Here is a 15,710-nt window from a genome sequence, read left to right on the forward strand (position 1 = left end):
GGGTGTCGTCCTTCCGTTGCCCGCACGAGGGCGGCCAGGCCGAGGCCATCCGCGTACCGCTGGCCGACTGTCTGACATGCGGGAGCTGCGAGTCGCGCGCGGTCGTTCCGCCGGGAGCAGTCACGATCCGCCCGTCGCGGGGACGACCGCTCCGGTGACGTAGGAGGCGTCGGGACCCAACAGCCAGCTGATCACCGCGGCGATCTCGTCCGGCTCGGCGACCCGCCCCATCGGGATGCGACCGGCGATTCGTGCCGGTCGGTCGGGATCTCCGGACCGGGCATGGATACCCGTCGCCGTCGTGCCCGGTGCCACGGCGTTGACCCGCACCCCGAGTGGTGCGACCTCCTTCGCCAGACCGACCGTCAGTGCTTCCACTCCGGCCTTGGCCGCGGCATAGGCGACGTACTCGTGCGGTGCTCCCGACGAGGCGGCGACGGAGGACACGTTGACGATCGAGCGCCCGGACGGATCCGGCTGCCAACGGCGGACGGCGAGCCGGCACAGGAGGACCGGCGCGACCAGATCGACCTCGATGGCACGCCGGATGTCCTCGGGTCGGGACCGTGCCAGATCGCCCAACGGGTAGGTGACTGCGGCGTTGTTGACCAGCGCGGTGACGCGACCCATCGCGTCGGCCCGGTCGAAGACGGCTTCCATGCCGTCGAGGTCGGTCGCGTCGGTACGGACGGCACACACCCGCTCCGGTTCCCCGATCTGCGCCACGAGGTCGGCCGCTGCCTCGGCAGCGTCGACGTAGGTGAAGCAGACGGACATGCCGAGCCGGACGCACCGGCGCACGACCGCAGCGCCGATTCCCCGAGCGCCACCGGTGATCAGGACGACCTCCGGGGCGCGGCTGCCCGCCAGAGCTCGGTGAGCCCGTTCCTCCGTGCTCATGCGGGCCGTCCCCGGTGCCGGGATCGCGTCGGTCGTCTGCTCCCGAGGGCGATCGGACGTGGTCTGAGAGAGCGCATGCCCGCGTTCCTACCGTCCCGGGCTGACAGGACCCTGATCCCGGACGGCCGCGGCACGAGGATGCCGGCGTGGCGGACATGACGAAGGCCGGCACGACGAGCGACCCGAACCACGCGGTCATCAGCCGAACAGCGGCTCGAACCCGCCGCCCGGCCGGCCGAGCAGGTGGCGCAGCAGGGCGACGGCGCCGCTGGTGCCGGCCGCCGCGGCAACCGCCGTGTGGAGCGCGCTCCGCAGCGCCGCCTCCGAGGGAGAGAACGGCATGCCCGTGGCCGCCGCGATGTCGAGGCCGTGCACCGTCAGCTCGAAGGTGCGCGTCGGCAGGTAGTCGCCGAGGTGCATTCCACCGGCCACGGTGCTGATCACCGGGTCTCCCCGGACGGCACGGAGCACCTCGCGGGCCCGGGTGATCGCGGCGCGCACGGTCGCCGCCGGATCCGGCCCGAGCCGGCGCCCCGCATCGTGACCGCGCTCGGCGACCGCGCGGGCACCGGCGTCACCGAGGGCCCGCACCCGCACCAGGTACTCGCCCGCGCTGCGGCACGTCACGGCGTCCGGTCCCGGCTCCTCGAGGTATGCGGTCACGGTCGTCACCGCACGCAGGGTGTGCCCCACCAGCGCCCGCACGTCCCACTCGCCGAGGCCGGGCAGGTCCCACCGGTCGCCGGTGATGCGGTCGCAGAGGCCGGCGAACGTGTCTGCCACCGCCAGGAAGGTCGCGGACTCGGCGCTGACGATCGCCGCCCGTTCCCCGTCGGCGGTCATGACAGCAGCGGCACGGCCGGATCACCGGTCGCGATGCGGCCGGTGGCGACCCGTACCAGCTCCAGGCCCCGCCACCGCGGCGGCCGGCCGGTCGCCTCCTCGTAGGCGGCCGCGAACACCCCGCACACCAGCGCGACCGCTGCACCCACCAGGGGGCCCGGACGCTGCGGGCCGAGGCGGCGGTGCAGATCGTCTCCGTGCGTGACCAGCTCGATCAGCCGGGTGAGCAGGAAGTCGTCGCGCCGCAGCGGGCCCCGGCGGCCGAGCACCACGTCGGGGAGCCCACCGTCGAGTGCCTGCCATGTCTCGTCCGCGAGCCGGTCGACGGTCCGGAGCTCGGCCCCGCGCGCGGACGCTGCGATCCCGGCCGTCTCGGCGGCGATCCGGTGCTGCGCGGGGGCGTACCCGGCGACGTACTCGGCGATGCCGATCGGCTCCCGGCCCGCCGCGGACCCGAGGTCGGCGACCATCCGGAGCCCGAAGCCGAGGTGGACCACCAGGTCGCCGACGGTCCATCCGCCCAGACCGGACGGCTCCGACGCGTGGTCGAGCACCCGCTCGTCCTCGATCCACGCCCGCAGGACCGCCCACTGGTCGCGCAGCACGCGCTCGACCTCACTGGTGGTCGTCATGGCGTGACGGTAGGGCGTGCCGCTGACAGCGCGCTGACCGTAGGACGACATGGCGCCACCAGCCGCCCGTCAGCCGGCCCGTCAGCCGGTTGTCAGGCGACGCGGCCAATGTGGTCGTACCGGGCGGATACGCTGCGACCGGGCCCGCCGAGGCGGACCCGGAGTGAGGTAGGTGGGCCATGGCCGGGTTCGACGGCTCCTCCGTGGCAGCGTCTCGGCGCAGCTCCGAGCGTGCGCTGTGGCGGCTGGTCGAGGCGTATCACGCGCTGGTGTACTACGCGCCCGAGCGCGCGCCGGCGTACACGGCGCTCGGTCTCAAGGGCGGCTGGATGGGATACTTCGCGAGCCGCTCGCGGCACTGGGCACGGTGCCGCCCGATGTGGTGACGGCCTGCTTCTACGGGTTCGCACCGCGGATGGTCGAGCGGGCGCTGCCCGACGCCTGGCGGTACACGACGCCCCAGCAGGCGCTGGATGCGCGGCTCGGTGTGTTCGACCGGGCGATCCGCCGGCACGTCGGTGACCGCGTCGACGACCTCGCCGTGGGCGCCCTGGTGACACGGCTCGTCGAGATGGTGGACGCGTTGCCGTCGGCGGGCGCCCCGCTGTTCGCCGCGCACCGCGCCCTGCCCCGGCCGACCGTGCCTCACCTGGCGTTGTTCTGGGCCACGACGGCGTTGCGGGAGTTCCGCGGCGACGCGCACGTCGCCGCCCTGCGCGCGGCGTCGCTGGGCCCCGCCGCCAGCAACGTGCTGATGACGGCCCTCGGCCTGGTGCCGCAGGACCATCGCCGGTATCGCGGCTGGAGCGTCGACGAGTGGGAGGCGGCCGCCGCCGACCTGACGGCGCGTGGCTGGCTCGACGAGGACCACACGGTGACGCCGACGGGTCGGCGCGAGCGGGCGGCGATCGAGGACCTCACCGACGCCATGACCGCCCACGCATGGGCCGGGATGCCGGACGGGGCGCTGCGCGCGACGGTCACGGACCTCACCGCACTGACCGAGCCGGTGATCACCGCAGGGGGCGTGCCCTATCCCAACGGGATGGGCATGGCGCCCGCGGCGGAACTGGCGGTGACCGAGTGAACGACCGGCCGCTGGTCCGCATCCTCGGCCCGATCACGGTCGGCCTGCCGTCGGGGGAGGAGGTGGCGCCGGCCCGGCTGGATCGCGCGTGCTCGCCCACCTCGTGCTCGCCGACGGACGCGGGGTGCCCGCGGACGATCTCCTCGAGGCGATCTGGAGGCCGTCGCACTCACCCACGACGACGCCGTGACGCGGGCACGGGCGCTCGGCGGGGCACGGCAGCTGCGACGGGTCATCCGCTCGCCGCTCCCGGCCCCGATCGCGACACCGCTGCGCGCCGTGCACGACCGGCTCGCTGCGCGCTGGGGAACCGACCTCACACGCCTGCTCGACGAGGGTGGGCAGCAGGCGCGGGCGCTCGCGGGCCTCGGCGCACCGTCCTGACCCGCCTCAGGGAGGGGCGGCGGCCCCGTAGGCCCGTGCGATCCCGTGCGCGGCCGCCCGCAGCGCGGCGACGACACCTGCGGCCCGGCCGTCGTTCGGCTGCACGGTCCCCAGCGCGGCGACCACCGTGCCGGTCCGGTCGCGGACGGGGGTCGCGATCCCGGCGGCGTCCGGATGGACGTGCCCCTCGGTGATCACGTAGCCGTCCCGCCGGATCCGCGCCAGCAGCGCTCGCAGCTCGCGCGCGTCGGCGACGGTCGCAGGCGTCAGCCGCTCGAGCGGGGAGGCGAGCACGTGTTCCTGCAGCTCGGGGCTGCTGTGGGCGAGCAGGATCAGCCCGGACGACGACACGTGCAGCGGCAGCCGCCCGGCGATCCTGGTGAGGTTGATGACCGCGCCCGGTGCGGACAGCCGCTCCAGGAAGATCACCTCGGCGTCGTCGAGCACGCCGAGCTGCACGTGGTGCCCGACCGCGGCGTGCAGGTCCTCGAGGAACGGCATGGCCGCCTCGCGCAGCGACAGGGTCGGCGACGCCCGCTGGCCGAGCTCCCACAGCCGCATCCCCACCCGGACCCGGCCGGTCGGGGTGCGGCTCAGCAGCCCGTGCTCGACGAGCTGCCCGACCAGCCGGGACGCCGTCGCGATGTGCAGGCCGGTCGCCCGCGCGATCTCGGCGACGCCGGCCTCGGCCCGGTCGGGGGTGAAGACGGCGAGGATGCGCACGGCGCGTGCGAGCACCGACTCCCCGCGGGTCACGCGCCGATTGTGCCCGGTCTAGGCGACGCGGACACGGACCGGCAGCGACTCCCACGACCGCAGGGTGTTGTTGCGGCGGCGCCGGGCAGGTCCGGACAGCTCGATCGTCTCGACCCGCGCGGCGAGCGCCCGCAGCACCGACTCGGCCTCCAGCCGCGCGACGTGCTGGCCCACGCACTGGTGCAGGCCCATCCCGAACCCGACGTGCCCCGACGGGTCCCGGCCGAGGTCGAACGCGTCCGCGTCCGGTCCCCAGCGGCGCGGGTCGCGGTTGGCGGACCCGAGGAACATCAGGACCTTGCGCCCGGCCGGGATCGGCACCCCGCCGAGCTCGGTGTCCCGGGTGGTGGTGCGGAAGAACGTCTGCACCGGGGACTCCCAGCGGACCGCCTCGTCGAAGGCCACCCGGGACAGCTCGGGCCGCTCGCGCAGCCGCGCCCACTGCTCCGGGTGGGTGGCGAACGCGTGGAGCACGGCCGCCAGCCCGTTCACCGTGGTGTCGACGCCGGCCGAGAGCAGCGACCGGACGACCAGCGGTGCCTGGTCGTGGGTGATGTCCCCGCGGTCGGCCGCCGCCCAGATCGCGGCACCGAACCCGTCGGGGGTCAGCGCCTCGCGTGCGCACTGCGCGTTCACCCACGCCGAGAGCTCGGCCATCCGCGGGAGCTTCTGCTCGAGCAGCGCGTTGCGCGGGCCGAAGGCGTTGAACAGCAGGTCGCCGTAGGGCAGCAGGTTCTCCCGGCCGTCCGGGCCGAGGCCGACGGCGTCCGGGAACACCCGCAGCGGGAAGGCCTCGGACACGGCGGGGACGGCGTCGAACTCGCCTCCGGCGGCCAGCAGGTCGTCGACCAGCGCTTCGGCGTCGGCGGCCCAGCGGTCGCGCAGCCTGCGCAGCGCGCGCGGACCGAGGATCGCCGACAGCACCCGCCGGGGCGCGTCGTGCCGTGGCGGGTCGGCCTCCAGCAGCAGCGACGGCGGCCGCCACGGTGGCTCGTGGTCGAAGTCGGCCAGTCCGACGCCCGCCCCCGACCGGAAGGTCTGCCAGTCGCTCAGCGCCGCCCGCACCTGCTCGTCGCGGCCGAGGGCGTCCACGTCGTAGCGGCTCAGCCGGGCGACCGGCCCGGCCTCGCGCAGCCACCGGTGGAACGGGACCGGGTCGTCCAGCAGCTCGGGGCCGAACGGGTCGGCGTCGGTGACCGGGACCGGGTGGGCGGGGTGCTCGGCGAGCGTCACGGCAGCAGCTCCATCGGTGCGGTGGGGGATCGGAGGTCGAGGACGGGTCAGAGGTCGAGGACGAGGCGGGGCCCGCACGAGCGCGACACGCACACGAACATGCAGTCGCCCGCCGCGCGGCCGGCGTCGTCGAGGATCGAGTCGCGGTGGTCCGGTTCGCCGGCCAGCACCGGTGTCTCGCAGGTGCCGCAGGTGCCCTGGCGGCAGGAGGACAGGACGTCGACCCCCGCCCCGGCGAGCGCCTCCAGCACCGTGCGGTCGGGCGTGACGGTGACGGTCGCGCCGTTGCGGGCCAGCTCGACCTCGAACGGGGCGTCCCGCACCGGCGCGCCGGCCTCCCGGGCCACGAACCGCTCGGTGCGGACCGCGTGCGGCGGCCAGTCCGCCGTCGCGTCGGCGAGCGCGGCGAGCAGCGGCGCCGGGCCGCACGCGTAGACGCGGGTGTCCGCGTCGGGGCCGCCCAGGAACCCGGGCAGGTCCAGCAGGCCCGTCTCGTCCTGGGGCGCGACGCGGACCCGGTCGCCGTAGCGGGCCAGCTCGTCGAGGAACGCCATCGACGACCGGGTCCGCCCGCCGTAGAGCAGCTGCCAGTCGGCGCCGAGCAGGTCGGCCTGGTGGATCATCGGCAGGAGCGGGGTGATCCCGATGCCGCCGGCGACGAAGCGGTAGCGCCGGGCCGGGACGAGCGGGAAGTTGTTGCGCGGCCCGCCGAGCCCCACCGTGTCCCCGGCGCCGAGCCGGTCGTGCACGTACGCCGAGCCGCCGCGACCCGCGGGTTCGCGCAGGACGGCGATCCGGTAGCGGTGCGCGTCCCAGCGGTCGCCGCACAGCGAGTACTGCCGGACGGTCCCGTGCGGCAGCACGAGGTCGACGTGGGCGCCCGGGGCCCAGTCCGGCAGCCGCCGCCCGTCGGCGGCCACCAGCTCCAGCGACACCACGCCGTTGGACTCGTCCCGTCGGGCACCGACGACCACGGTGGCCGCCGCGTCGGCGACGGCCCGTCCGGGGTCCCGGGCGGTGCGTGTGTCGATGCTGGTCACGGGGTGCCCTCCTGTCATCGGGTGTGGCAGGAGCATGCAGCGGGGCCGGCGAGCCGAGGAAGGCGACTCTCGTTCACCGAGAGCCGGGCAGGATGTGAGCCAGGTCACGGCGGTCCGGCCGTGACGATCGCGGTGACGCCGTGTCCAACAGGTGTCGGGGTCCCCGGGGGAGCACGTCGCACCGTGTCCGGCGACGTCCATCGGGCCGCGGCGGCCGGGCCCCGTGGGGGCGGGGCCCGGCTTCGTACGTCGGGGGAGCGGAGGTGTGGTGACAGCGGGGGACGACGGTGCGGACGGCCTCGACGCCGCTGCGGACGCCTGGCTGGTGGCGAAGGCCAAGAGCGGGTCCCCGGACGCCTACGAGGTGCTGGTCCGCCGGCACCGCGACCGGATCTACCGGATCGCGCTGCGGATGGTCGGCAACACCCACGACGCCGAGGACATCTCGCAGGACGTCGTGCTCCAGCTGTGGACGGCGCTGACCGGGTTCGCCGGGGACAGCATGTTCACGACCTGGATGTACCGGATCGTCGTCAACCGGTGCCTCAACATGATCAACCGCCGGCAGCGGCACGAGCCGCTCGACGACCTCAACGTGCTCACCGCCCCGGGCGCGGACACACAGGTGATGGCCGAGGGCCGGGCCCGTGCGGCGCTCGCCGCGGTGACCGCGCTACCGGCCGAGCTGCGCGCCCCGATCGTGCTGGTCGACGTGGAGCAACTCAGCTACCAGGAGGTGGCCGCGATCCTGAACGTGCCCGAGTCGACGGTCCGGGGGCGCCTGTACCGGGCACGTCGTCAGCTCGTCGACACCCTGCGGGAGTGGGCATGAGCGCCGGGGAGCAGGACGCGATGGGCACCGAGCGCCTGGTGTGCGGCCGCTCGGCCGACGAGCTGATCGACCAGGTCGCCTCCGGCCGGGGCGACCGGCGGGACGCGCACCAGCAGGACTGCGTGCACTGCCGGGCCGCGCTGGCCGAGTACTCGCGGCTGTGGTCGCCGGTCCAGGACCTCGCGGCGGAGAAGATCACCGCTCCGGAGGGACGCTTCGACCGGATGATGAGCACGCTGCGCGGTGTGCTGTCCGAGCCGGACTACGCGACGCTGCCCGGACCGGACGGGGTCACCCGGATCGCGGCGCGGGTCGTCGTCGTCACCGCCCGGCGGTCCGCGCAGCAGGTCCCCGGGGTCCGGGTGGCGCTGAGCCGCAAGCTCGACGGCGACGCCCCCGGCTCGGGCGTCTCGGCCGGGGTCGCGGGCACGAGCACGGTCATCGAGATCGTGCTGGCCGCGAACTACGGGGAGGACCTGCACGCCCTCGCCGACCGGGTCCGCCGGACCGTCACCGAACGGGTCCGGGCCCTCACCGGCCTGTCGGCCACCGAGATCACCGTCGTGATCGACGACGTCCTGGAGTGAAGGGGTGTGGCAGTGCAGGCGTGCCTTCGTGACCGTACGGTCCCGCCCGACCGGCGGGGCGTCCGTGGCTGCTCCCGTGAGGCCCGGGCCGTGACCCCCGCACCCGGCGCCCGGCCGATGCTGCGGCTCGACGTCGTCGGAGGCCCGGGGCGTCCGGTGCGGGTGCGGTGCCTCGGTGAGGTGGACACGACCACCGCCGCGCAGCTGGAGCGGGACCTGTGCCGGTGGATCGACGCGTCGTGCTGCGTGCTGCTGGACCTGTCGAGCCTGGAGTTCGTCGACGCGTCGGGGCTGTCCGGCCTGGTCGCGGCGTTCGAGCACGCGCGGCGGGCCGGGCACCCGCTGCGCCTGGGCCGGCGGTGCTCGCGCCCGGTGCGCCGGGCCCTGGCCGCGTCCGGACTGCTGACGCTGTTCGACGAGGCCGGGGCCGGGCCCGGCTGCCCGCGCCACCCCGGCACAGGACGGGCGTGAGCCGGACCCGGCGACCGGGCCGGTGACCGCCGAGACGGGGGCCGTGCGAGGGGGCACGGCCCCCGTCGTCCCGCCTCAGCGACGGCCGGAACGCACCGCGGCCGCCAGCGTGCCGAGCAGCTCGTCGGTAGTGTCCCAGGACAGGCACGCGTCGGTGACCGAGCGGCCGCGCACCATGCCCGGGCCGACGTCCTGACGCCCCGCCTCGAGGAAGCTCTCCATCATCAGCCCGGTGACCGCGCGCTCCCCGGCACCGATCCGCTCCGCCAGCTCACCGACGACGACGGCCTGGCGCACGTGGTCCTTGCCGCTGTTGCCGTGGCTGGCGTCGACGACGACCCGCTCCGGCAGGCCGGCCGCGCGCAGCCGGCCCGCGACGTCGGCGACATCGGCGGCCGAGTAGTTGGGCCGGGCGCCGCCGCGCAGGATGACGTGCGTGTCCGGGTTGCCGGTGGTGGTGACCAGCCCGGCGAGCCCGTCGGCGTTGACCCCCATGAACACGTGCGACGCGGCCGCCGCCCGCATGCCGTCGACCGCGGCGTTGATGTCGCCGTCGGTCGCGTTCTTGATCCCGACCGGCATCGACAGCCCGCTCACGAGCTGGCGGTGCACCTGGCTCTCCGCGGTTCGCGCCCCGATGGCCCCCCAGGTCACGACGTCGGCGATGTACTGCGGGGTGATCGGGTCGAGGAACTCGCAGCCCACCGGCAGGCCCAGCGCGGAGATGTCCAGCAGCAGCCTGCGGGCGGTGCGCAGGCCGCGGTTGACGTCGAACGTGCCGTCCAGCCCGGGGTCGTTGATGAGGCCCTTCCAGCCGACGGTCGTGCGCGGCTTCTCGAAGTAGGTCCGCATCACGACGCACAGCTCGCCGGACAGCTCGTCGGCGCGGGCCGCGAGCCGCCGGGCGTAGTCGGTGGCGGCGTCCGGGTCGTGCACCGAGCACGGGCCGACGACGACGAGCAGCCGGTCGTCGGTGCCGTCCAGGACGTCGGTGACGGCGGCCCGCCCCCGGGTGACGGTGTCGGCGACGGCGGGCGTGCACGGCAGCTCGTGGCGCAGCAGTGCGGGCGAGATCAGCGGGCTGATCCGCTCGATGCGCCGGTCGTCGAGCGGCGTGTCGAGCAGCGGGGCGGAGGGGGTACTCATGTGGAGGACGGCGGTCCTTTCCCGGCGGACCGCCCCGGAGCACCTCGCCCGAACCGGTCCGTGAGCCGGCTCGAGGGGATGGAGGTCAGCGCGCTACGGCACCGGCCGACCCATCCCGGGCCGGCTGGCGAAACCAGTAGTAGTACGCGCGCAGCACGCCTCGACCGTACCGCACCGGTGGCCCCCGGATCGACCGGCGTGTCCGCGGCCCGGTCGTGGTACGACCGACACATGCGGATCGCACTGGCCCAGATCTCGTCCACCCCGGACCCGGAGGAGAACCTCGCCGAGGTCGGCAGGCGGGCCCGGGACGCGGCCGCGGCCGGGGCGCGGCTCGTCGTGTTCCCGGAGGCCACGATGTGCTGCTTCGGGGTCCCGCTCGGCCCGGTCGCCGAGCCGCTGGACGGCCCGTGGGCGAGCCGGGTGCGCGAGGTCGCCGCCGGCGCCGGGATCACGGTGGCCGCCGGGATGTTCACCCCGTCCGGCGACGGCCGGGTCCGCAACACCCTGCTCGTGACCGGTGCGGGGGTGGACACCCACTACGACAAGATCCACATGTTCGACGCGTTCGGGTTCGCCGAGTCCGACACGGTGGCACCCGGGACCGAACCGGTCACGGTCGACGTGCCGGACGCGGCCGGCGCCGGCACCGGTACGGCCCGGGTCGGCCTCACCACCTGCTACGACGTTCGGTTCCCCGGGCTGTACCAGCGGCTCGCCGACACGGGGGCCGCCCTGCTGGTGGTCCCGGCGTCCTGGGGTGCCGGGGAGGGCAAGCGCGAGCAGTGGGAGCTGCTGGTCCGGGCCCGCGCACTGGACACCGGGTCGTTCGTCGTGGCCTGCGACCAGGCCGACCCGACGACCGTCGGCCGGGAGCACGGCAAGGCCCCGACCGGGATCGGGTACAGCCTGGTGGCCGGCCCGCGCGGCGAGGTGGTGGACGCCCTCGGCGCCGAGCCGGGCCTGCTCGTCGTCGACGTCGACCCGGCCGCGGCCGAGCGGGTCCGCGAGCAGATCCCGGTGCTGCGCAACCGCCGCTTCTGACGCGCCCTCGTCGGCGCGGCGCGGCGGGTCAGCCGCCGGCCGCGGAGATCCGGTCCGAGATCTGGCCGGCCAGATCGGTGTCCTTCGCGGTGAGCCCGCCCTCGGAGTGCGTCGAGAGCCGGAAGGTCACCTTGGAGTACCGGATGTCGATGTCCGGGTGGTGGTCGGCCGCCTCGGCGTCCTCGGCGACCCGGTCGACCAGCCACACGGCGGCGACGAAGTCGGGCAGCCGCGCGGTGCGGACGATCGTGTCGCCGTCCCGCTCCCAGCCCGGGAGCTTCTGCAGGGCGTCGGTGATCTCGGCGTCGGACAGCAGGGGGGTCGTGGCCATTGCCCCATCGTGGCGCAGACCGGGCGCTCCGGCGCGCCGGAGCGGCGCTGATGCCTCGGCCCTCGGCCGCCGGGCCTCGGTGCTGATGCCTCGGCCCTCGGCCGCCGGGCCTCGGTCAGCCGTCCCGCCGGGTCAGCAGGAACAGCGTGATCCCGGCGCCGGCGACGGCGAACCCGCCGGCCCGCACCGTCGTCGCCCAGAGCGCGCCGGTCTCCGCGGGCACCGCCGTCACCGCGGCGAGTACCTCGTGCCACTGCCCCGACGGCAGGACCGGCGCCGCCGGGCGCCAGACGGCCGCCACCAGCGGCGCGATGGTCAGCGCGGCGAGCCCGGCGGCGACGACGGCGGCGGGCCGGCGGACCGCCGCGGACAGCGCCAGCAGCAGCAGGCCCGCGCCGGTCAGCTGCCCGGTCATCCAGGCGCCGAGCAGCAGCGCCCGGCCGAGGGTGGCGGCGGTGCCGTAGGGCCCGGTCCCCAGCACCAGCGACCCGGCCACCAGCCCGGCACCGACCACGACGGCCGCGGCCGCCGCCGCGGCGGCCGCCACCGCCGACGCCTTGAGCAGCAGCAGCCGGCCCGGGCCGACCGGGGACAGCCGCAGGCCGTCCAGGGTGCGCCGGCCCCGTTCGGTGGCGAACGCGTCCGCCGCGACCAGCACCACCGGCATGCCCAGCGAGAACGCGGCGAACTCGGACAGCGCGACGGCCACGACCCCGAGCGCGTGCGCCGCGTGCGCCGGCCCGCCGGACAGCGCGACCGCCGCGAGCACCGGGACCAGCACGGCGGCACCCAGGACCACCGCGGTCCGCGGGCGCAGCAGGGCCAGCTCGAGCTCGGAGCGCAGCAGCCGGGGCAGCGGGGCCGCCGTCCGGCGGCGGGCGCGGTTCCGCGCCCGGGGATCGCGGGCCGCGTGCGGGGGCCGGACACCCGCCCGGGGGCTCATCGGAGGGCCCCGTACGGGACCGGTGCCGCCGGGTGCTCGGGCTCGGCGGGTGACGCGACCGCGTCCGGGAACCCGGGCCCGGCAGCCTCCGGGTAGGTGAACGCCGGTGCCGCCACGGGCGGTCCGGGGTCACCGGTGAGCCGCGCGAACACCTCCTCGAGCCGCGCCGCCGGCCGGGTGATCTCGTGCACCGCGACGCCGGCGTGCACCAGCACGGCGACGACGTCCGGCGCGGGCGGCCCCGGCGGCACGGTGACGCGGGCGCCGGGCCCCGCCGCGGCGTCGATCCCGCGGGCCCGCAGCGCCCGGACCGCCCGGTCACCGTCCGGCGTGGTCACCACCAGGCCGGGCCCGGTGCCGAGCAGGGCCCGCAGCGGGCCGGCCGCGACCAGCCGGCCCGCCTGCAGCACGGCGACGTGCGTGCAGGTGGCCTCGATCTCGGCGAGCAGGTGCGAGCTGACGACCACGGTCGCGCCCGCCGCGTTCATCTCCGCGATCAGCCGCCGGACGTCCCGGGTCCCGGCCGGGTCGAGACCGTGGGTGGGCTCGTCGAGCACGACCAGCCGGCGCCGGGTCAGCAGCGGGACGGCCAGCCCGAGCCGCTGCCGCATGCCGAGCGAGTACCCGTGGACCCGCCGGTCCGCGGCCCCGGTCAGCCCGACCCGGTCCAGCACGGCGGCGACGGCGACCGGGATGCGGGCCGTGTCCAGCAGCGGCTCGGCCGCCGCGTACCGGAGCAGGTTCTGCCGGCCCGTGCGGTGCGGGTGCAGCGCCGGGCCCTCGATCAACGCGCCCACGTGCGGCAGCACCTCCGCGGCCCGGCCGGGGAGGCGCCGGCCCAGCAGCTCCACGGCCCCCTCGGTCGGCGCCAGCAGGCCCAGCAGCATCCGCAGCAGCGTCGTCTTGCCCGCACCGTTGGGCCCGAGCAGGCCGAGCACCGCACCCATCGGGATGTCGAGATCGACCCCGTCGACGGCCCGGACGGCGCCGAACCCGCGGCTCAGCCCGATCGCGCGGACGGCGGGCGGCCGGCCGGGGACGGCGTCGTACGGCGGGTGCGCGGTGTGGGTCGGCGGCACGGGGTCAGCGTGACCGGCCGCGGCCGCGAGCGCGGCGTTTCCGCGAGATCCGCCGTGGTCCGCTTCGGTGCGCCGGCCGTGGCGGCCGCGCCGTCCCTTGCGAGGATCACCGCCGTGCCGGTGCTGCGCCTCGACCATCACGTGGACGGACCGCCGCGGCTGGTCGCCGGGGTGCTGCGGGAGACCGCGCCGTCGGCGGAGGCCGTCGCCCGGGCCGGGGCGCGCCTGACCGCGCCGGTCCGGTTGCTCGTCGCCGGGGACGAGGTCCGGGTGGCGCTGCCCGGCGGGGTCCTCGCCTGCCGGACCCGGGTGACCGGGGCCGGGGTGGACGGCCTGCGGTCCGAGCTCGCGGCGGGCCCGGCCGCGGCGCTGCAGCACGTCACCCGGGTGATCCCGGACGGGTGCGGGACGCTCGTGCGCGACGAGCTCGCCTGGGCTGCGCCCGGCGGCGCGGCGGGCCGGCTCTCGGACCCGGTGCTGCGCCGGTGGGGGCGACGGCTGCTCGAGGCCCGCCGGGACGTCGTCGCCGGCCGGGTCGCCGAGCTCGGCCGGGCCCCGGCCGTCGTCGGGGCGGCGATCGTCCGGGACGGGCGGCTCCTCGCCGCGCAGCGCTCATACCCGGCCGAGCTCGCCGGGCGGTGGGAGCTGCCCGGGGGCGGGGTCGAGCCCGGCGAGCCCGAGCCGGACGCGCTGGTCCGCGAGTGCGCCGAGGAGCTGGGCGCGCGGATCGTCGTCGGTCGCCGGATCGGGACCGACCTGCCGATCGGGCGGCGGGTGCTGCGCATCCACACCGCCCGGCTCGCGCCCGGGTCACCCGAGCCGGAGGCCCGCGAGCACCGGTCGCTGCGCTGGGTGGGCCTGCGGGATGTCGCGGCGCTGGGCTGGCTGGACGCCGACCGGGCGGTCGTCGCCGAGCTGGTCGCGCTGCTGCGGGGGTGACGGGCGCCGGGGTTCACCCGCGGCGTGCGGTGCCGAACCGGTGATCGTCGCCGAGACCCGGTGGAACCGCCCGGGCGCGGCCGTCGTCCAAGCCGCATGACCCGCACAGCCACCCCACCCGCCCCCACCGCCCTCGACGCGCTGATCGCCGCGCAGGGCGGACTCGTCACCCGGAGCCAGGCGACCCGGCTCGGCCTGTCCCCGGACGCGATCGACCGGCTGCTCGCCGCGCGCCGCTGGGTCCCGGCGCACCCGCGGGTCCACCGCGACGTCCGCTACCCGGCCACGGAGGAGACCCGGGTCCGGGCGGCCGTGCTGTGGGCCGGCGCGGGCGCGGTGCTGACCGGGGCGGCCGCGGCGTGGTGGTGGGGCCTGCTCGACACGGCGCCGGAGGTGGTCACGGTGACCGTGCCGCGGCGCCGGGCGCCGCGGCCCCGGGCGGGTGTCCAGGTGCGCCGCCGGGGGCTCGACCCGGCCGACGTCGCCGAGCACGCCGGCCTGGCCGTCGCCGCGCCGGCACTCGCGGTCCTGGAGTCCGCGCTGGACCCGGACGTGGCGGGGGAGGCGTACCTCGCCCGGATCCTGGTCGGAGCTGCCGGAACAGCCGGGGCCGGGCGGGCGGGGCGCATCGCCGCGCCACCGCCGGACCTGGCCGCGCTCGCCGCCGCCCGGGCCCGCAACGCCGGAGCGCACGGCTCGGCGACGACCGCCCGGATGCTCACGTCCGCGGCCCGGCAGGCGTCCACGAGCGCCGTGCACCGCCTGCGCGCGCTGCTCGTGCAGGAACGGCTGCCGGGCTGGTGCAGCGACCACGAGGTCGCCGGCGTCGTGCTGCGGCTGGCGTTCCCGGCCTCCCGGGTCGCCGTCGAGGTCCGCGGCGACGGCCCGGACCCCCTTGCACGGCCCGGCGGACCCGCCTGGCGGCATGCGGTGCTGCGCCGGCAGGGATGGCAGGTCCACACCCTGGAGCCCGCCGACCCGTGGCAGCGGCCCGAGGCCACGCTCGCCGGGCTGCGGGGTGCCCTCGCCGGGACCGGCCCGGCCGGCCGCGCCGCCGGGTGAGCGTCTGATGACCGAACTCCTCGCACCCACGGTGGCCGACCCGACGGTGTGATTCCGCCCATGCGCCCGAGGGCCGTCACCGGGCGCGTCCGGACCGCGCCGGCCGGTCCCGGGCACCGGCGATGCCGCCTCCCGGGGCGCTCCCTCGTGGACGGCGCGACGGCAGCACGGCGCCGTCGGGTGGATCTTCCGGCCGGTCGCCGGCCACGGTGTCCCCGCTGCTCACCCGCCCCGGAACGCGATCAGTAGATGCGCGCGACCTTCAGGGCCCGCTCGTAGGCCTTGCCACTCAGCTCGTCGGCGCCGGCCTTGCGCAGGCGCATCGCGACGACCGGGCAACGCGCGCAGCGTTTCGGTTTCGAACGGCAGCATTTCTTCTTGACCTTGCCCATTGTCAGGTC

At 76.5% G+C, this 15,710-nt stretch carries 20 protein-coding genes; 9 read left to right on the plus strand and 11 right to left on the minus strand.

Annotation, left to right across the window (positions count from 1 at the left end):
- Positions 1-120: 120 nt before the first annotated feature.
- The 3 genes from H7X46_RS03595 to H7X46_RS03605 all read right to left on the minus strand — a co-directional run bounded on the left by H7X46_RS03595 (position 121) and on the right by H7X46_RS03605 (position 2,375).
- Complete coding sequence (locus H7X46_RS03595) at positions 121-900, minus strand: SDR family NAD(P)-dependent oxidoreductase (RefSeq protein ID WP_186358044.1); 780 nt, start codon at positions 898-900, stop codon at positions 121-123.
- A gap of 198 nt (positions 901-1,098) precedes the next feature.
- Positions 1,099-1,743, minus strand: coding sequence for a maleylpyruvate isomerase N-terminal domain-containing protein (locus tag H7X46_RS03600; protein WP_186358045.1), 645 nt, complete (start codon positions 1,741-1,743; stop codon positions 1,099-1,101).
- The gene (locus tag H7X46_RS03605; RefSeq protein ID WP_186358046.1) at positions 1,740-2,375 is read right to left on the minus strand and encodes a maleylpyruvate isomerase N-terminal domain-containing protein; all 636 of its coding nucleotides are present in this window, start codon (positions 2,373-2,375) and stop codon (positions 1,740-1,742) included. Before H7X46_RS03605 ends, H7X46_RS03600 begins: the two co-directional genes overlap by 4 nt.
- 203 nt (positions 2,376-2,578) lie before the next feature.
- On the opposite strand from H7X46_RS03605, the gene H7X46_RS03610 reads away from it, so the two are divergent.
- The 3 genes from H7X46_RS03610 to H7X46_RS03620 all read left to right on the plus strand — a co-directional run bounded on the left by H7X46_RS03610 (position 2,579) and on the right by H7X46_RS03620 (position 3,846).
- On the plus strand, positions 2,579-2,761 hold the full coding sequence (locus H7X46_RS03610) for a hypothetical protein (protein WP_186358047.1): 183 nt from the start codon (positions 2,579-2,581) through the stop codon (positions 2,759-2,761).
- Positions 2,743-3,462, plus strand: coding sequence for a hypothetical protein (locus H7X46_RS03615; RefSeq protein WP_186358048.1), 720 nt, complete (start codon positions 2,743-2,745; stop codon positions 3,460-3,462). Before H7X46_RS03610 ends, H7X46_RS03615 begins: the two co-directional genes overlap by 19 nt.
- Before the next feature lie 186 nt (positions 3,463-3,648).
- The gene (locus H7X46_RS03620) at positions 3,649-3,846 is read left to right on the plus strand and encodes a hypothetical protein (protein ID WP_186358049.1); all 198 of its coding nucleotides are present in this window, start codon (positions 3,649-3,651) and stop codon (positions 3,844-3,846) included.
- A gap of 6 nt (positions 3,847-3,852) precedes the next feature.
- On the opposite strand, the gene H7X46_RS03625 is transcribed toward H7X46_RS03620, so the two are convergent.
- The 3 genes from H7X46_RS03625 to H7X46_RS03635 are packed head-to-tail and all read right to left on the minus strand — an operon-like array spanning position 3,853 to position 6,866.
- Positions 3,853-4,602 carry an IclR family transcriptional regulator gene (locus H7X46_RS03625; RefSeq protein ID WP_370588589.1) on the minus strand — a complete coding sequence of 250 codons (750 nt, stop codon included), beginning with the start codon at positions 4,600-4,602 and terminating at the stop codon, positions 3,853-3,855.
- Positions 4,603-4,620: 18 nt separating this feature from the next.
- Positions 4,621-5,835, minus strand: coding sequence for a cytochrome P450 (locus H7X46_RS03630; protein WP_186358050.1), 1,215 nt, complete (start codon positions 5,833-5,835; stop codon positions 4,621-4,623).
- A gap of 47 nt (positions 5,836-5,882) precedes the next feature.
- Entirely contained in the window at positions 5,883-6,866 is a 984-nt protein-coding gene (locus H7X46_RS03635; RefSeq protein WP_370589048.1) for a 2Fe-2S iron-sulfur cluster-binding protein, read from the minus strand.
- A gap of 277 nt (positions 6,867-7,143) precedes the next feature.
- Between H7X46_RS03635 and H7X46_RS03640 the strand changes: the two genes are divergently transcribed.
- From H7X46_RS03640 to H7X46_RS03650, 3 genes are all read left to right on the plus strand, one after another.
- Positions 7,144-7,707 carry an RNA polymerase sigma factor gene (locus tag H7X46_RS03640; RefSeq protein WP_186358052.1) on the plus strand — a complete coding sequence of 188 codons (564 nt, stop codon included), beginning with the start codon at positions 7,144-7,146 and terminating at the stop codon, positions 7,705-7,707.
- Entirely contained in the window at positions 7,704-8,294 is a 591-nt protein-coding gene (locus H7X46_RS03645; RefSeq protein WP_186358053.1) for an Asp23/Gls24 family envelope stress response protein, read from the plus strand. Before H7X46_RS03640 ends, H7X46_RS03645 begins: the two co-directional genes overlap by 4 nt.
- 90 nt (positions 8,295-8,384) lie before the next feature.
- The gene (locus H7X46_RS03650) at positions 8,385-8,765 is read left to right on the plus strand and encodes an STAS domain-containing protein (protein ID WP_186358054.1); all 381 of its coding nucleotides are present in this window, start codon (positions 8,385-8,387) and stop codon (positions 8,763-8,765) included.
- A gap of 75 nt (positions 8,766-8,840) precedes the next feature.
- Here H7X46_RS03650 and H7X46_RS03655 read toward each other — a convergent pair whose 3' ends face one another.
- Positions 8,841-9,911, minus strand: coding sequence for a 3-deoxy-7-phosphoheptulonate synthase (locus H7X46_RS03655; protein WP_186358055.1), 1,071 nt, complete (start codon positions 9,909-9,911; stop codon positions 8,841-8,843).
- Positions 9,912-10,142: 231 nt separating this feature from the next.
- On the opposite strand from H7X46_RS03655, the gene H7X46_RS03660 reads away from it, so the two are divergent.
- Positions 10,143-10,955, plus strand: coding sequence for a carbon-nitrogen hydrolase family protein (locus H7X46_RS03660; RefSeq protein ID WP_186358056.1), 813 nt, complete (start codon positions 10,143-10,145; stop codon positions 10,953-10,955).
- A 28-nt stretch (positions 10,956-10,983) separates the two neighbouring features.
- Here the strand turns inward: H7X46_RS03660 and H7X46_RS03665 are convergent, their stop codons facing one another.
- The 3 genes from H7X46_RS03665 to H7X46_RS03675 all read right to left on the minus strand — a co-directional run bounded on the left by H7X46_RS03665 (position 10,984) and on the right by H7X46_RS03675 (position 13,308).
- On the minus strand, positions 10,984-11,286 hold the full coding sequence (locus tag H7X46_RS03665) for a 4a-hydroxytetrahydrobiopterin dehydratase (RefSeq protein ID WP_186358057.1): 303 nt from the start codon (positions 11,284-11,286) through the stop codon (positions 10,984-10,986).
- Between the two features lie 115 nt (positions 11,287-11,401).
- Complete coding sequence (locus H7X46_RS03670) at positions 11,402-12,229, minus strand: hypothetical protein (protein ID WP_186358058.1); 828 nt, start codon at positions 12,227-12,229, stop codon at positions 11,402-11,404.
- On the minus strand, positions 12,226-13,308 hold the full coding sequence (locus tag H7X46_RS03675; RefSeq protein ID WP_370588590.1) for an ATP-binding cassette domain-containing protein: 1,083 nt from the start codon (positions 13,306-13,308) through the stop codon (positions 12,226-12,228). The genes H7X46_RS03670 and H7X46_RS03675 overlap by 4 nt, the downstream gene beginning before the upstream one ends.
- A 114-nt stretch (positions 13,309-13,422) precedes the next feature.
- On the opposite strand from H7X46_RS03675, the gene H7X46_RS03680 reads away from it, so the two are divergent.
- A complete protein-coding gene (locus H7X46_RS03680) occupies positions 13,423-14,247 on the plus strand; it encodes a (deoxy)nucleoside triphosphate pyrophosphohydrolase (protein WP_370588591.1) in 825 nt (274 codons plus the stop codon).
- A gap of 96 nt (positions 14,248-14,343) precedes the next feature.
- Positions 14,344-15,309, plus strand: coding sequence for a type IV toxin-antitoxin system AbiEi family antitoxin domain-containing protein (locus tag H7X46_RS03685; protein ID WP_186358060.1), 966 nt, complete (start codon positions 14,344-14,346; stop codon positions 15,307-15,309).
- A 242-nt stretch (positions 15,310-15,551) separates the two neighbouring features.
- Here H7X46_RS03685 and H7X46_RS03690 read toward each other — a convergent pair whose 3' ends face one another.
- A complete protein-coding gene (locus tag H7X46_RS03690) occupies positions 15,552-15,701 on the minus strand; it encodes a hypothetical protein (protein WP_186358061.1) in 150 nt (49 codons plus the stop codon).
- Positions 15,702-15,710 lie beyond the last annotated feature (9 nt).

Source organism: Pseudonocardia sp. C8, from assembly GCF_014267175.1.
In the GTDB taxonomy this organism is placed as follows: domain Bacteria; phylum Actinomycetota; class Actinomycetes; order Mycobacteriales; family Pseudonocardiaceae; genus Pseudonocardia.

Excerpts from the sequence above, each read along its gene's own strand:
- H7X46_RS03595 (WP_186358044.1), bottom strand. The coding sequence starts at position 900 with ATGAGCACGGAGGAACGGGCTCACCGAGCTCTGGCGGGCAGCCGCGCC.
- H7X46_RS03600 (WP_186358045.1), bottom strand. The coding sequence starts at position 1,743 with ATGACCGCCGACGGGGAACGGGCGGCGATCGTCAGCGCCGAGTCCGCG.
- H7X46_RS03605 (WP_186358046.1), bottom strand. The coding sequence starts at position 2,375 with ATGACGACCACCAGTGAGGTCGAGCGCGTGCTGCGCGACCAGTGGGCG.
- H7X46_RS03645 (WP_186358053.1), top strand. The coding sequence starts at position 7,704 with ATGAGCGCCGGGGAGCAGGACGCGATGGGCACCGAGCGCCTGGTGTGC.
- H7X46_RS03655 (WP_186358055.1), bottom strand. The coding sequence starts at position 9,911 with ATGAGTACCCCCTCCGCCCCGCTGCTCGACACGCCGCTCGACGACCGG.
- H7X46_RS03660 (WP_186358056.1), top strand. The coding sequence starts at position 10,143 with ATGCGGATCGCACTGGCCCAGATCTCGTCCACCCCGGACCCGGAGGAG.
- H7X46_RS03665 (WP_186358057.1), bottom strand. The coding sequence starts at position 11,286 with ATGGCCACGACCCCCCTGCTGTCCGACGCCGAGATCACCGACGCCCTG.
- H7X46_RS03670 (WP_186358058.1), bottom strand. The coding sequence starts at position 12,229 with ATGAGCCCCCGGGCGGGTGTCCGGCCCCCGCACGCGGCCCGCGATCCC.
- H7X46_RS03685 (WP_186358060.1), top strand. The coding sequence starts at position 14,344 with ATGACCCGCACAGCCACCCCACCCGCCCCCACCGCCCTCGACGCGCTG.
- H7X46_RS03690 (WP_186358061.1), bottom strand. The coding sequence starts at position 15,701 with ATGGGCAAGGTCAAGAAGAAATGCTGCCGTTCGAAACCGAAACGCTGC.